Origin of the sequence: Streptomyces sp. NPDC088733 (assembly GCF_044751185.1) — a bacterium.
In the GTDB taxonomy this organism is placed as follows: Bacteria; Actinomycetota; Actinomycetes; order Streptomycetales; family Streptomycetaceae; genus Actinacidiphila.
In genome coordinates, this window is the sequence record NZ_JBIVLH010000006.1 from 118,976 (window position 1) to 131,890 (window position 12,915).

Annotated in this window: 15 protein-coding genes and 4 pseudogenes; 10 read left to right on the top strand and 9 right to left on the bottom strand. The window is 70.1% G+C overall.

Annotated elements, in window-relative coordinates; genetic code table 11:
- Window positions 1-534 precede the first annotated feature (534 nt).
- On the top strand, window positions 535-1,827 hold the full coding sequence (locus ACIP64_RS13200) for a glycosyltransferase (protein ID WP_401585016.1): 1,293 nt from the start codon (window positions 535-537) through the stop codon (window positions 1,825-1,827).
- A 56-nt stretch (window positions 1,828-1,883) separates the two neighbouring features.
- Here the strand turns inward: ACIP64_RS13200 and ACIP64_RS13205 are convergent, their stop codons facing one another.
- From ACIP64_RS13205 to ACIP64_RS13215, 3 genes are read right to left on the bottom strand one after another with little or no spacing between them, the layout of a single operon-like run.
- Entirely contained in the window at window positions 1,884-2,078 is a 195-nt protein-coding gene (locus ACIP64_RS13205) for a hypothetical protein (protein ID WP_401585018.1), read from the bottom strand.
- A 52-nt stretch (window positions 2,079-2,130) separates the two neighbouring features.
- Window positions 2,131-2,586, bottom strand: a complete 456-nt coding sequence (locus tag ACIP64_RS13210) for a helix-turn-helix domain-containing protein (protein ID WP_401585021.1) — start codon at window positions 2,584-2,586, stop codon at window positions 2,131-2,133.
- Entirely contained in the window at window positions 2,583-3,185 is a 603-nt protein-coding gene (locus ACIP64_RS13215; protein WP_401585024.1) for a hypothetical protein, read from the bottom strand. The genes ACIP64_RS13210 and ACIP64_RS13215 overlap by 4 nt, the downstream gene beginning before the upstream one ends.
- Between ACIP64_RS13215 and ACIP64_RS13220 the strand changes: the two genes are divergently transcribed.
- From ACIP64_RS13220 to ACIP64_RS13235, 4 genes and pseudogenes are all read left to right on the top strand, one after another.
- Entirely contained in the window at window positions 3,173-3,568 is a 396-nt protein-coding gene (locus ACIP64_RS13220) for a hypothetical protein (protein WP_401585026.1), read from the top strand. The genes ACIP64_RS13215 and ACIP64_RS13220 overlap by 13 nt on opposite strands.
- Window positions 3,538-4,023, top strand: a pseudogene (locus ACIP64_RS13225) (IS5 family transposase); the annotation flags it as partial. The gene ACIP64_RS13220 and the pseudogene ACIP64_RS13225, both read left to right, overlap by 31 nt.
- 191 nt (window positions 4,024-4,214) lie before the next feature.
- Complete coding sequence (locus ACIP64_RS13230) at window positions 4,215-4,562, top strand: YciI family protein (protein WP_401585029.1); 348 nt, start codon at window positions 4,215-4,217, stop codon at window positions 4,560-4,562.
- Window positions 4,559-5,851: an RNA polymerase sigma factor gene (locus ACIP64_RS13235; protein ID WP_401585032.1), complete on the top strand. Its 1,293-nt coding sequence runs from the start codon at window positions 4,559-4,561 to the stop codon at window positions 5,849-5,851. Before ACIP64_RS13230 ends, ACIP64_RS13235 begins: the two co-directional genes overlap by 4 nt.
- 287 nt (window positions 5,852-6,138) lie before the next feature.
- Here ACIP64_RS13235 and ACIP64_RS13240 read toward each other — a convergent pair whose 3' ends face one another.
- From ACIP64_RS13240 to ACIP64_RS13255, 4 genes and pseudogenes are all read right to left on the bottom strand, one after another.
- Window positions 6,139-6,393: a hypothetical protein gene (locus ACIP64_RS13240; protein ID WP_401585649.1), complete on the bottom strand. Its 255-nt coding sequence runs from the start codon at window positions 6,391-6,393 to the stop codon at window positions 6,139-6,141.
- 32 nt (window positions 6,394-6,425) lie between these two features.
- A pseudogene (locus tag ACIP64_RS13245) lies at window positions 6,426-6,545 on the bottom strand (group II intron maturase-specific domain-containing protein); the annotation flags it as partial.
- Window positions 6,546-6,838: 293 nt separating this feature from the next.
- A complete protein-coding gene (locus ACIP64_RS13250) occupies window positions 6,839-7,477 on the bottom strand; it encodes a DsbA family protein (protein WP_401585035.1) in 639 nt (212 codons plus the stop codon).
- A gap of 67 nt (window positions 7,478-7,544) precedes the next feature.
- Window positions 7,545-8,399 carry an oxidoreductase gene (locus ACIP64_RS13255; RefSeq protein ID WP_401585037.1) on the bottom strand — a complete coding sequence of 285 codons (855 nt, stop codon included), beginning with the start codon at window positions 8,397-8,399 and terminating at the stop codon, window positions 7,545-7,547.
- 145 nt (window positions 8,400-8,544) lie between these two features.
- Between ACIP64_RS13255 and ACIP64_RS13260 the strand changes: the two genes are divergently transcribed.
- The 5 genes and pseudogenes from ACIP64_RS13260 to ACIP64_RS13280 form a co-directional block, all read left to right on the top strand.
- The gene (locus ACIP64_RS13260; protein WP_401585040.1) at window positions 8,545-9,123 is read left to right on the top strand and encodes a transposase; all 579 of its coding nucleotides are present in this window, start codon (window positions 8,545-8,547) and stop codon (window positions 9,121-9,123) included.
- Window positions 9,124-9,133: 10 nt separating this feature from the next.
- Window positions 9,134-9,343: pseudogene (locus ACIP64_RS13265) on the top strand (ISAs1 family transposase); the annotation flags it as partial.
- A 381-nt stretch (window positions 9,344-9,724) separates the two neighbouring features.
- A complete protein-coding gene (locus tag ACIP64_RS13270; RefSeq protein WP_401585042.1) occupies window positions 9,725-9,925 on the top strand; it encodes a hypothetical protein in 201 nt (66 codons plus the stop codon).
- A gap of 55 nt (window positions 9,926-9,980) precedes the next feature.
- Window positions 9,981-10,424: an SAM-dependent methyltransferase gene (locus ACIP64_RS13275; RefSeq protein ID WP_401585044.1), complete on the top strand. Its 444-nt coding sequence runs from the start codon at window positions 9,981-9,983 to the stop codon at window positions 10,422-10,424.
- 141 nt (window positions 10,425-10,565) lie between these two features.
- Window positions 10,566-11,153: pseudogene (locus ACIP64_RS13280) on the top strand (aminoglycoside phosphotransferase family protein); the annotation flags it as partial.
- A 291-nt stretch (window positions 11,154-11,444) separates the two neighbouring features.
- On the opposite strand, the gene ACIP64_RS13285 reads toward ACIP64_RS13280, so the two are convergent.
- Together ACIP64_RS13285 and ACIP64_RS13290 are read right to left on the bottom strand one after the other, a co-directional pair.
- Window positions 11,445-12,614, bottom strand: coding sequence for a hypothetical protein (locus ACIP64_RS13285; protein ID WP_401585047.1), 1,170 nt, complete (start codon window positions 12,612-12,614; stop codon window positions 11,445-11,447).
- 58 nt (window positions 12,615-12,672) lie between these two features.
- Window positions 12,673-12,900, bottom strand: a complete 228-nt coding sequence (locus tag ACIP64_RS13290) for a hypothetical protein (RefSeq protein ID WP_401585049.1) — start codon at window positions 12,898-12,900, stop codon at window positions 12,673-12,675.
- Window positions 12,901-12,915 lie beyond the last annotated feature (15 nt).

Sequence of the window (12,915 nt, forward strand, 5' to 3'; positions counted from 1 at the left end):
TTGTGGCGTCGGGGCGTCCGTGCACCCACTCTCTGAAGTAGACGAACGGTCGCCTATTGCACGCTACCAGAACCCTTGCCGAGCGAGACCAAATGTGATGTTCACCCCATATAGCGCTTCCGCTGCATGTCGCCGCGCGGCTTCAGCAGGCAAGGGGGCGCCTTCGGCGCGGTCAAACCCCCACCGGCCCCGTCGTCACCGTCGATCCGGCCGACGCCACCGCCCGCTGGCACACCGCCGCCCCTCGACGGCCTGACCTGCGGCTGCGACCAGTGCGCTCAGGGGCCGCCAGCTCACCGAGCAGGAAGGGTGAACGGGTCTGGGTCCGCATCTGTGTATGATCCAGAAATAGGCGACCGGTCGTCTGTCGTGCCCAGTGCGCACTCACGGGGTCGAGGCTGCAACGACCTCTTTTCCGGAGTGGCCGCCGTCGCACGGCATCGGCACCGCCACCTCGACGCGCGCACGAACGGCCCTCGACTTTGGCCATCCACCGGCCGGCACACGGCATCCCGACTATTTCGAAGCGAGACCATGGCAAAGATCATTGTCACCTCGAATCCGCTGCAGGGGCACTTCGCTCCCCTCGCGGCGATCGCATCGGACCTCGTCACGCGTGGTCACGAGGTGCTCTTCTACACAAGCGCCCGGTTCGAGGAGCAGGTCCGGCGGACCGGGGCGCGTTTCACCCCGTTCGCGGCAGAAGTCGACCTCGACACGCGCGATCTGGCCGCGCTGTACCCCGAGTACGACGAGCTCTCGCCGTTCGAGCAAGCGAACTTCAACAACAAGCACCTGTTCTTCGAACCGGCTCCGCTCCACGACGCGCGCCTACAGGAACTGCTCGTCGACTTCCCGGCCACCGTGGTCATCGGTGAACTGTCACTCCTGGGGACACTGCCCATGGCTCTGCGAGCTCCCCGGCACCAGCGCCCCCTCCTGGTGCAGATCGGCATTTCGGCGCCCACCTTCGAGAGTGCGGACGCCGCTCCCTACGGTCCTGGCCTGCCGCCGCCCACCACCGACGAGGAGCGCGCCGCATACTCCGACCTGCGTGCCCGGACACGGGAGATGTTCGGCGAGGTCCAGAAGTACGGCGAAGAGCTCTTCCGCTCGATAGGCGTCGATTTTCCCGACTTCTTCCTCAACGCATGGGCCACCGTCCCGGACTACTACCTCCAACTGACCGTGCCCTCCTTCGAGTACCCGCGCGGCGACGCCCCGAAGGGCTTCCGCCTCATCGGCCCGGTCCCGTCCGGGACCAGTGCCGTTTTCGAGCGTCCCGACTGGTGGGCGGAGCTGTCCTCCGACCGACCGGTAGTGGTCGTCACCCAGGGAACCCTGGCGAACCACGACCTGTCCGAATTGGTTATCCCTACCATCCGGGCCCTGGCGGACACCGACGTCATGGTCGTCGCTGCCACCGCTCGTCCCGACGGGCCCGACATCGTGCGGGCCATGTTGGGCGGCGACGTCCCCGGCAACGTACGCCTCGCGGGGTTTGTGCCCTTCGATGAACTCCTGCCGCTGTCCGACGTCCTCGTCACCAACGCCGGCTACGGCGGCGTGCACACGGCACTGCGCCATGGCGTACCCCTCGTCGTCGCCGGGCAGACGGAGGACAAGCCAGAGGTTGCCGCACGGGTGGAATGGAGCGGCACAGGCGTCAACCTGCGCACCGGCCGCCCGGACGTTGCAGCAGTTCGCGCCGCCGTCGAGGCCGTGCTCCATCAGCCGCGCTACCGCGATCGCGCCCGGGCGCTGCAGAGTGAAATCCTGGCATCCCGTCCCTTCGAGCGCATCGCCGAGATCGTCGAGCAGGCCTAGCCAGGTAGTCCATTACTGACACTCCTCGGCACTGGGACCCATTCCCCCATCTGCACTCAGTGTCGAGGTGATGCGTCAGGGCCGGGCGACGGTACGGCGATGGTGCGGCCGCGGTACGCGTCGAGGCTTGCGAGGGCCACGAACGCCAGGACGGCGGCGATGCCGAGGGCGGCGGTGATGAGGCCGGCGAGGATCGTCTGAGCATGCGGCTGCTCCTGGCGGCCGGCGAGGTAGTCCTTGAACTCGGCCACGACGGCGCGGTCCTGGTCGGTGAGCCGACTACCGGGGATGCGGCAGGGGCCATCAGCGCCTCCGTCCGGGGTGGTTGTTGCCTCCGCGGGATCGGGACTTGACGTTGGCCTCGCTGAGGAGGCGGTGGGCGGCGCCGTACGAGCAGCCGAAGTCGGCCGCGACGCTACGGACGGAAGCGCCTGCGTTGTAGAGCTCGGCGGCGCGCTGGCGGGCGGCGGCACGGTCGGTGAACTGGGTCTTGGCCACGGGTGTTGCTCCTTGGGTGGTGGGCGGGTCCGTGAGGGAGCGCCAGGCCGGGCGGTCCGGCCGGCGGGTCGGGGTGTCGCAGGGGCAGGTGCGGAACGCGGCGAGGGACTCGCGGAGGCGGCGGGAGAGCTCGGCGAAGGCCTCGCTCATGCGCTGCATGGCCTCGGTGAAACCGGTGATGACCAGCGTCGCGGGGTGCGGGGGGAGGGCCTGCTGGAAGCGGTCGGCGGCCTCGGCCGCGGAGGGCGTGGGGCCGGTCACCAGCGGGCTCCGACGCGGAGGGTGTGCCAGCGGGTCCTGCTGGTGCAGAACGGGGCGTGGTGGGTGAGGGTGACCTGCCAGCACTCGGCGTGGTCGACGATGCGGCGGGTCTCCTTCTGTCCTGTGATGACGTCCCGGCAGGTGCGGCGATTGGTCTTGCGGTCCGGCCTGCAGAGCCTCATGGGCTTGTCGACCTGCACGGTGGTCGGCGGGACGGGGCTGTAGACGGGCCACCAGCGGCAGTCGCAGGCGCCGTGGTGGTCGCCGGTGCAGTCGGGCTCCCAGCGGACGGTGACGGGGAGCGGCCCGAGGTGGCCGTCGTGGACCCAGGCGTCATCGGCCGGGGGCTTGCCGCAGGCCTGGTGGAGGATGGAGATGCCGCCCTCGTCGACCTCGAAGGGGGACGGGCCTTCGGGCTCGACGCAGTCGCAGGCGGCGAGGCGCCCCTCCTCGGCGACCTCGACGGCGGCGGCCTCAGGCGCTCGAGGAACCGGAAGCCGAGGGGTTGCGCGGCCTCGACGCGGAGGGCGTCGATGACGGGCTGGATCGCCTGCTGCGTTGCGGCGAGGATCGCGGCCGGAGTGGCGTGCTGGCCCCACTCCTCGATCTCGCGGGCGAGCCGGGCGAAGACGAGCTCTGCGGGGTGCTCGTCCGCCGGCGGGGGGCCGACGGTGAGGGCGATGTGAGAGTCCTCCGTCTCCTGGACACCTCGGCGGTGACGGGGACCGGCCCCATGAAGAGCGTGTCGACGCTCGGCCAGCCCTTGTCGACCTCGCCGCCGCACGCGGCGTGGCGGAGCACGGGCTCGCTGCCGGTGAGCTCGAGTAGGTTCCGGACATCGGTGCCGGCGCAGGAGCAGGCGGGCAGCGGCTCGGGCGGGGTCCTCAGGGTCGTGCCGACCTCGACGGCGGTGAGCCTGCGGCTCCTGCTGGAGGGGGCGGTGCGGCAGGTGAGGCCCTCGGCCGCTCCCGCGGCGGGCTGACGACGAAGATTCACCTGGCGGCGGAGGGGAAGTGCCGCCCGCTGTCGATGGTCATCACGCCGGGACAGCGGGCGGACCGCACCCAGTTCGAACCGGTCATGGAGAAGATCCGCGTGCCCCGCAAGGGACGCGGTCGTCCACGTCGCACCCCCTGCAGCGTGAGCGCGGACGGGGCATACAACAACAGCAAGATCCGCGCCTCCCTGCGCAGTCGCGGCGTCCGGCACCTGATCCCGGAGAAGAAGGACCACAAGGCCGCTCGCCTGCGCCGGGGTTCACGCGGCGGGCGGCCTAGTGATGTCGATCCGGCGCGGTACAAGAAGCGCAACACGGTGGAGCGGGCGATCAATAAGTTGAAGCAGTTCAGGGCCGTGGCCACGCGGTATGACAAGCACGGCTACGTCTTCCTGGGAAGCGTCACCGCGGCGGCGCTCATGATCTGGCTGCGCACATAGCCGCTCCCCGGTTCTGGGGGTTGAGGAACGTCGGGACGAACGTCGTCATACCAGGACCGACGCTCTTCATCGCCCGAGGTACCGGGAGCCGGCCCGGGGCACCTGAAAAACTTCGGGTAGGTCTGTCGAATTCGCGTCCCCCGTCCGACGTAGAGGCGTACCGACCAGACACACAGCAAGGGAGACTCGTGATGGCCCAGTACGCGATCCTCATCTTCGACAACCCCGCGGCCGGCGACTACACCCCCGACCAGCAGGCGGCGAGCAGGCGGCACGCCGACGACCTCATCGACTCCGGCGCCATGATCACGGCGTACGCGCTGCAGTCCGCCGACACCGCCACCTCGCTGCGCGGTGATGTGGTCACCGACGGTCCCTTCATCGACTCCAAGGAGGTCATCGCCGGCGTCTGCATCATCGAGGCCCCCGACCTTGACGCCGCCCTGGAGTTGGCGCGTCGCAACCCCGCCGTCCAGTGGGGCCGCGGCGGTGTCGAGGTGCGGCCCGTCGCGGGCGGCATCCCGCCCCTGGCCCGATGACGGCTGAAACGGACGCAGGACATGCGGTCGCCGACGCGCACCGGCGCGAGTGGGCCTTCGTGCTCGCCGCGACGGCGCGCGTCGCCCGCGACCTGGACCTGGCCGAGGAGTGCGTGCAGGAGGCGTACGCCGCGGCGCTGTCGGCCTGGGAACGCGACGGGATCCCAGGCAACCCCGCGGCGTGGCTGACCACCGCGGCCAAGCGCCGGGCGATGGACGCGATCCGCCGCGAGCGGACGTTCCGCTCGAAGCTGCCGCTGCTGGTGGAGCCGGAAGAGGCCGTCGACGAGCTCGCCCTGGGCGAGCTGGGCGAGCAGAAGGAGGAGCAGGTCGTGGGCCCGGAGGGTGTCGTACCCGACGAACGGCTGCGGCTCATCTTCACCTGCTGCCATCCCGCGCTCGCGCAAGAGGCGCAACTCGCGCTCACATTAAGGCTGGTGTGCGGGCTGCCGACAGCGGACGTCGCCCGGGCGCTGTTGGTGTCGGAACAGACGATGGCTGCCCGGATCTCCAGGGCGAAGAAGAAGATCTCCGCCGCCCGTATCCCTTACCGGGTGCCGCGCCCGGCTGAGCTGCCGGACCGGCTGACGGCCGTGCTGGGCGTGATCCACCTGCTGTTCACCGCCGGGCACACCGCCCCATCAGGCCCCGCGCTCATGCGCACCGACCTGGCCGACCGCGCATTGCACCTGGCCCGCACCCTGCACGACCTCATGCCCGACGAGCCCGAGGTCCGCGGGCTGCTGGCGCTGCTCCTGGTCACCGACGCCCGGCGCGCGACCCGGACCGCCGCCGACGGCCGGCTGCTGCGGCTCGAGGAGCAGGACCGCTTTCTGTGGGACCGCGCCGCGCTGGCCGAGGCGCACGAGTTGATCGTGGCCGGGCTGCGCGGCGGCCGCGCGGGACGCTATCTGCTGCAGGCGGCGATCGCCTCGCTGTACGCCGAGGCACCGACGTACGAGGAGACGGACTGGCCACAGATCGTGGCCCTCTACGACAGGCTGCTGTCGCAGTGGCCCTCACCGGTCGTCGCACTGAACCGGACGGTGCCGGTATCGATGGCTCGCGGACCGGCGGTCGCGCTGGCGCAGGTAGAGGCGCTGGAGCAGGACGGCCGGCTCTCCCGGTACCAGTACCTGCCGGCGATCAAGGCGGATCTGCTGCAGCGACTCGGCCGTACAGACGAGGCCGCAGCCGCATACCGGCAGGCGCTGGAGCTGACCGGCAACGAGGCGGAGCGCGCGTTCCTCACCGCACGCCTCACCCGTCACCAGACCAGCCCCATGTAAGGGAAGTTCGTTGACGTCGGCGTAGCGCACTCGCTGCACCTCTTCTCGAGATTGCCAGGGTGGCGCGAAAGTGCACATAGTGGCCCGCCAAACTCATCGGTCATGGCCAGGTGAGGTCGAGGAGATGGCCTAGAAGGATGGGGGTTCCCGGCTTCAGCCTCGAACGGCATGTGTTGGGTGGGGACGGGACGCCTTACACGTTCTCGGGCGTCGGTTTTCCCATCCCCGCCCGCCGAACCGGACGTGCCCGTTGGCCGAGCATCCGGCTCTCCACGTGATCGGCTGGATCAGGCGAGGTACTCGCTGACCTGACCGACGAAGGCCACATCGTCGTGGCTGGTACGGCGGAAGCGAGTCCCGTCCGGATCTACCTCGTCGATGTTGCAAGGCGTGCTGATCTGCGCTCTGCGGAAGCGGTAGCGCTCGACCCGCATCTTCGCCGGGTTGTAGAGGACGAGACCGCCCTCCGTGATGCGAACGGCCCCGTAGTAGCGGCGCCGCAGTTGCTTCCAGGCCGGATGCAGCGGAAGAGCCTCCACCACGCGTACCGGCCGAGGTAGGGGAACGTCCGCTTCGAAGCGCCGCAGCGGAAGTAAGCAGCCCAGCCCCGAAGAACCGGGTTGATCGTCCGCAGTACCTCCTCCAACGAGAGCGACGTGGTACTTCGCCCCGTCAGTTTCTTGATCTTGTGCATCACCGACGCCGAGGCCGGCTTGGACGGGATGGTGAGCACGACGCGCCGGCCGTCGCCAAAGGTCCAATGCGCGGGCGCCGGCGGCTCTGACGAGCCGCCGCCGACACGGCCTCCGGCCGTGCGAAGGTGGGCTGTCGGCGGAGCGTGCTGGAGTGACGCCTTCTCTCGCCGGATGCGGACGCGGGGCAGAACGGCCCGCGACGGCCTCGACGAAACCGGGCCCGGGGGCCCACCGCGCCAGGGGGCAGCGGTGGGCCCCCGGTCGCCATCACCGTCGCCGCAGTCGCCGCGCCTCAGTCGAAGACGGGACCGGAGGTGCGGGTGCGCTTCATCTCGTAGAAGTCCGGTATGGAGGCGAGGACGATCGCGGCGTCCCAGAGGCGCCCTGCCTCTTCGCCCTTCGGGGCGGGGCTGACCACAGGGCCGAAGAACGCGGCCCTGCCACCGTCCTGACCGGGCAGGGCGACGACGGGGCTGCCGACGTCCTTGCCGACCAGGTCGACGGCTTGCTGGTGGGAGGCGCGCACCAAGGCATCGAAGGTATCGGTGTCGCCGGCGTCCGCGAGGCTCTCGGGCAGGCCGGCGTCGCGCAGCGCGGCCGCGATTGTCGACTTGGTCCGGGGCTGCTGGTGCAGGTGGAAGCGGGTGCCCATGGCGGTGTACAAGGGCCCCGTCACCTCGGGCCCGAAGGCCTGCGAGGCCGCTGTGAGGACCCGGACCGGCGCCCATGCCAGGCCCATGAGCTCGCGTATGCGCTCCGGCAGTTGGTCGAGGCGGTCCTCGTTGAGCACGGCCAGGCTCATTACGCGCCAGGTGACGTCGACCGTCCGGATCCTTTCGACCTCGAGCATCCAGCGCGAGGTCAGCCAGGTCCAGGGGCACACCGGGTCAAGCCAGAAGTCGACGGCCGTACGGGGGCGGGATTCGTTCACAGGAGGGTCCAAACTCGGTCGCGGGAACCCTGGCGGAGGGGCCAGGGAGATGTCGGGGTCACGGTGTTCACCGGGCGGCGGGGAAATCGGTGGAGACCGTGAGGTCGGCCCAGGCGGCGAGGTCCTCGCCCAACAGCCGCTGACCCTCTTCGACCAGACGCAGAGCGTCTGTGCCGAGGACGAGGTGGACCGGAGGGTTGTCGGCGTCCAGGACCCGCAGCAGCGCGCGGGCGGCGCGGACCGGATCACCGGCCTGGTTGCCGCTCTTGGCCTGCCGGGCGGACCTGATGGGGTCGAACAGCGTGTCGTAGTCGGGGATGCTGCGCGGCACGCGGGTCATCGAGCGGCCGGCCCAGTCGGTGCGGAACGAGCCGAGCGCGAGGGAGGTGACGTGGATGCCGAAGCCGGCGACCTCCTGGGCCAGGGATGCGGCGATCCCCTCCATGGCGAACTTGCTCGCGCCGTAGAACGCGACTCCGGGGAGGGCGGTGAGGCCGGCCATGGACGAGAGCGTCACGATGTGCCCGCCGCGGCGCCGGCGCATGTGGGGCAGGACCGCTTTGATGACGGCGACGCTGCCGAAGACGTTGACCTCGAACTGCCGGCGCAGGTCCGCCATCGTCGACTCCTCGACGGTGCCTTCGAGGCCGTAGCCGGCGTTGCTGATCAGCACGTCGACGGGGCCGATGTTCCGTTCCACCTCGTCGACGAGGGGGACGACGGCCTGCTCGTCCGTCACGTCCAGCAGCCTGGCACTGGCACGCCCCGGGGCCAGAGCCTCGAACTCGGTGATCCTCTCCGGTGCTCGGACCGTGCCGACGACCCGGTGGCCGGCGGCGAGTGCCTCCTGGGCGAAGGCGCGGCCGAGGCCACCGCTGACACCGGTGATCAGAAACGTCTTGCTCTGGCCCTGAACGCTCATGGTGTTCCTGCTCCGAGGGAGGTGATGAGACGTAGTAGATGATCGGTCTACTACAGGTACGATAGGCGACCGGTCGGGGTGCGTCAAAGCTGCGGGCCCCATCCACCCTCTTGGTTTCGTTCCGGAGGTGGGACACGTCCCGGATATGAGAGACCCCGCCCCCACGTCCGTCGACGCCCGCCTCGCCGAGCTGCGCGACGAGCGCGGCTGGTCCCGCACCGGCGTCACCCCGGTGTTCCGGGTCAACGGCGGCAGCAGACGTCACCTGTCAGTGGCCGCTCTGTGCTGCTACAAGCCGGGCAAGCGGCCGCGGTTGGTCTTCCGGCACACCGGTGACCGGCGGGTCGACGGCCGCAAAGGCTTCTCCTGGAAGGACTTACGAGACCTGCTCACCGCCGCCCACAGCAAGCTCGGCGGACCGATCGTGCTGGTCTGGGGCAACGTCGGCCTGCACCTCAGTCGCGCGATGCGCGCCTGGACCACGGCCCGGGACTGGCTCACGGTGTTCCAGTTGCCGGCCTATGCACCCGACCTCAACCCCGTGGAGGGGATCTGGTCCAGCCTGCGGCGCAGCGGCCTGGCGAACATAGCCTTCGCCGACTACACGCAACTGGTCAGCGCAGTCCGCCGGGGCTTACGCCAGATCCAGTACCGGCCCACCATCATCACCGGCTGCCTCATCGGCACCGGCCTCGCCACAAGCCCCGGCGACATCACGCATTAATCCTCAGTAGACGGTGGAGAACACCGTCCACTGGTGTCGAGATGTGACCTTCAACGAGGACAAGTCCCAGGTCAGGACCCATAACACGCCCTCAGTCCTCGCCGCCGTCCGCGACCTGATCCGCGGTGCGCTCAAGCTTGCCGGGTACGTCAACACCGCCGGCGGCCGCCGGGCCCATACCGAAAGCGTCCTCGTCCTCAGCCTCTACGGCATCACATGATCAAACCGGATGACCCGGGTAAACGCCGGGGCCCTGTGGAGAAAGTCACCCTCCTTGGGTGAGCTCAGGGACGGGAACGTCGCCACGCCGGGAGACGCGGATGTTGCCGGCGTGTGCGACGGATGATGCTTCGACCCGGTCTTAACTCCCGGGCCGACCGCCCTGGGGGAGACGGCGGGTTCCCTTCCCGGGACGGGAAGGGGCGGGCGGCCCTCCCGTGCACGAGCCCCCTGTCACGCGCACGAGACAGAATTCGCGTGCACCCTCCGCGACAGCGGCGGCCTCGGGGGCGCTCTGGCCCAGTTCCAGCGCAGGGTCCACACAAGGAAAGCTGCCGCGTTCGCGCGCACCCACTCTGTGGCCTTCGGCTACTACGGCGCTGTGCTCTGTCAAGGCACCATCGAGGAGGCGTGCGCGACCTGGAACCGCGCCCTGGACACCATGGATGGAGTCCGCTCCGGCCGCGCCCGCCAGCCCGCCGTCACCATGCGGTCCGCACTGTCGCCGTACCAGCAGCGCGGCGTGCGGGCCGTGAAGGAGACTGACGCTCGCGCGGCCCGGTTCCTGGCCGATGCTGCCTGACAGCCGATGAGAGGGAGACCTGACCGACTCGTTCGAGGTACAGCCCATCGCCACCGTGGTCGGCGGCCGCACCGACGTCGCAGACGATTACTGGGGAGGCGTCCTGTCGATCATCCGTCTCGACCCGAGCTTCCCGGCAGAGACGCTTCAGGGGATCGACGCCTTCTCCCACCTGGTCGTCACCTGGTGCTTCCACCTGGCCTCACCCGGCGACGTGGCGCTGCACGCCCGCAGCCCCCGCAACAACCCGGCATGGCCGCCCACGGGCACGTTCGTGCACCGCAATCACCGCCGACCGAACCAGCTCGCCGTGTCCTTCCCGCGTCTGGTCAAGGTCGACGGCCTGGACCTGCACTTCACCGACCTGGACGCAGTCGAAGGAACTCCGATCGTTGACTTGGCCCCCTACTTCCGTGCGATGGGCCCGCAGGGGCCCACCCATGAGCCGGAGTGGCCCGGCGAGATGCTGGCGGACTATTGGGCTGCGCCACGGAGCTGACGCCCGCAAGGTTCGCCTACCAGTACTCCGACCTGGCTAGGACAGGCCCCAGATCGCGACCGTAGTGCGTGGTCTGCCGGGTGGCGGCAGCGGGCGGCTTGGTCTTGGTGGCTGCGGCGCGCTGGCGCGTAGGGTGCCGGGATGATCGCGATGCCGGAGGAGTTCGCACGGAGCACCGTCGACCGCGAGGGGGAGGTCGGGGCGGCGTGGCTCGCCGAGCTGCCCGGGATCGTCGAGGAGTTGCTGGGGCGCTGGGGGTGCGTGCCGGATGGTGGGGTCATGCACGGGGGCGTCGGTGTCATCGTTCCGGTAAGGCGGCGGGCTGAGGACAGCGTCGTGCTGAAGGTGTCGTTTCCGCACCCCGGCAACGTCCATGAGCCGGATGCGTTCGTCGCGTGGGGCGGGCGCGGCGCTGTCCTGCTGCACGAGCGGGACGACGAGCGGTTCGCGATGCTGCTGGAGCGGGTTCAGCCGTCGACCCTGGCGGAGGTCGAGGACGGCGACGAGGTGGTGACGGTCGCGGGGCGGCTCAATCGCCGCCTCGCCATCCCCGCACCGCCCGGCCTGCCCCGGCTGTGTGAGCTGGCCGATGCCTGGGAAGAGCAGTTGTGCAAGGACGCCGAGGAGCTGACGCATGCATGGCCGCGCCGGGTGCTGGATGCCGCCGTGGCGACCGTTCGGGAGCTGGGTCGGTCCCAGCCGGACACCCTCATCCATGGCGACCTCCATGCCCTTCATTAGGCAAGGCGACTGTCGGGTCCAAAGTTGTCGGAACTTTGGTCCATGGATCTCAGCTGTTGTGATGCCCGGTGACGACCCATCTCTCCACGTCCTTGAGGTCGATCACCCCAAAGTCTCCTGCCGAAGATCCGGCATGCGCCGGGCCGAACCTCGGGGAGGCGGTCCGCGTCCTCCGCGAACAGCCCCCGCGCGGGGCGGGCGCATCCGGTCGGGCAGTGCGGTCACGGCTTCGCCGTAGCGGTGCGTCGGGTTCGGAAGGCGGCGCGCGGCGGGGCTTTCCTACTCGGCCGGCAGACGGAGCATCGGTTCGAAGGCCGCGTCCTCCTCGCCCTCGACCGAGGGAAGGAAGCCGTCCGGGACGGTGCGGGCTGCCGTGGTGAGGAGGCGGGCCAGGACCTCGGGCTCGGTCGCCGGGGGGAGGCGGAGGGCGGCGAGGAGGCGGTAGCGGACCTCGGGGTGGTCCGGGTTGTCCTCAAGGTAGTCGGCGTTGAGCGCGGGGGGACGGAAGCCGGCCAGGGCGTCGTGCCAGGAGGGGAGGACGATGGCCAGGGTCAGGGCCTCGGCGAGGGACTCCGCGATGAGGGAGGCCCGGCCCTCGGAGTCGGTGTAGAGGACGGGGCGGACGCGGTCGGAGCCGGCCGGGCCGCAGAGGTAGTGGGTGCCTCCCGCGTTGCAGCCTGCCACGGGCTCCACCGGGAGACCGGCCGGCAGGGCGATCGACTCGATGGGGTCGGTCCGCGTGAGGTCGAACTCGCCGTCGCAGGCGAGGTACGCCTCGACCTCGGGGTCGGCGGCGATCCGGCGGAGCAGGGCCTCGTCGGAGAGGGCGGCCGGGTTGAGGCCGTGGGCGGCTTCGGGGGTCAGGGGGTGGCCCGCGAGGACGTGGCGGACGGTGTCGAGGGGGACGGGCCGCCCGTAGTCCTCCTCGAAGTGCGCCTGGACGGTCTCAGGGGAGCGGTCGGTGAGGAGGCGGAAGAGGTGCCCGGAGCCGTCCGGGTCCGGGCTGTCCGAGGGGAACTCGATGCCCGAGCCGGTGCGCCAGGCGCTGCCGCCGGTCTCCCACCACAGGCAGGCGGTGACCCGCGGGGCGCCGAGGCCCTCGTCGACAAAGGCCGGGTCGTCCAGGAGCGGGCGCAGCGCAGCGGGCACCTCGTCGATGACACCGGGCCAGACCTGTTCGTCGTCCGTGCCGTACGGGCTCATCTCCGACTCGTGGTCGAAGCCGCGGACGAGCACACCGGCCGGGGTGAAGACGACGGAGAAGTCGTCACCCGAGCCGTTGTCCATCAGGGCCGCCTCCGTCCCAGGCCCCCAGGTGGTGGAGAAGGAGTAGCGGGAGAACCGCGGGTCGCGGCAGATCGCCTGGTCCAGCACGGCCAGCGCGCGCAGGTGCGCGCGGAGCTCGGCGGGGTCCGGGAGGAGGGCGGCGGTCGTGTGCACGGTGTCCATGGGCTCATGTAAGCAGCCGGCACTGACATCCAGGGCGGTGGATCGGTCACACCCTCTCTCACGCAGGGAACGAAAAGCCCAGCTCACGCAGGCGGGGCAAGCACACTGCGAGGCATTGCTCCACAGACGCAGCATCGGTTCGCACAAGGACGTCCTCGCGCAACGGCGCTCCACTGGCGACGAAGGTCCAAGGCTTGCCCCTCTCTGCCATCCGCTCGGCGTCGGCCTTGAACAGCACCGTTAGGCCCTGTTTAGCCAGTGCTTCCATAATCGCGACGACGTCCACCGGCACTCTCCCCTC

Bases quoted from the DNA above. Each gene is read 5' to 3' on its own strand.
- ACIP64_RS13235 (WP_401585032.1), top strand. From the start codon at position 4,559: ATGACGGCTGAAACGGACGCAGGACATGCGGTCGCCGACGCGCACCGG.
- ACIP64_RS13285 (WP_401585047.1), bottom strand. From the start codon at position 12,614: ATGGACACCGTGCACACGACCGCCGCCCTCCTCCCGGACCCCGCCGAG.
- ACIP64_RS13260 (WP_401585040.1), top strand. From the start codon at position 8,545: ATGAGAGACCCCGCCCCCACGTCCGTCGACGCCCGCCTCGCCGAGCTG.
- ACIP64_RS13230 (WP_401585029.1), top strand. From the start codon at position 4,215: ATGGCCCAGTACGCGATCCTCATCTTCGACAACCCCGCGGCCGGCGAC.
- ACIP64_RS13200 (WP_401585016.1), top strand. From the start codon at position 535: ATGGCAAAGATCATTGTCACCTCGAATCCGCTGCAGGGGCACTTCGCT.
- ACIP64_RS13255 (WP_401585037.1), bottom strand. From the start codon at position 8,399: ATGAGCGTTCAGGGCCAGAGCAAGACGTTTCTGATCACCGGTGTCAGC.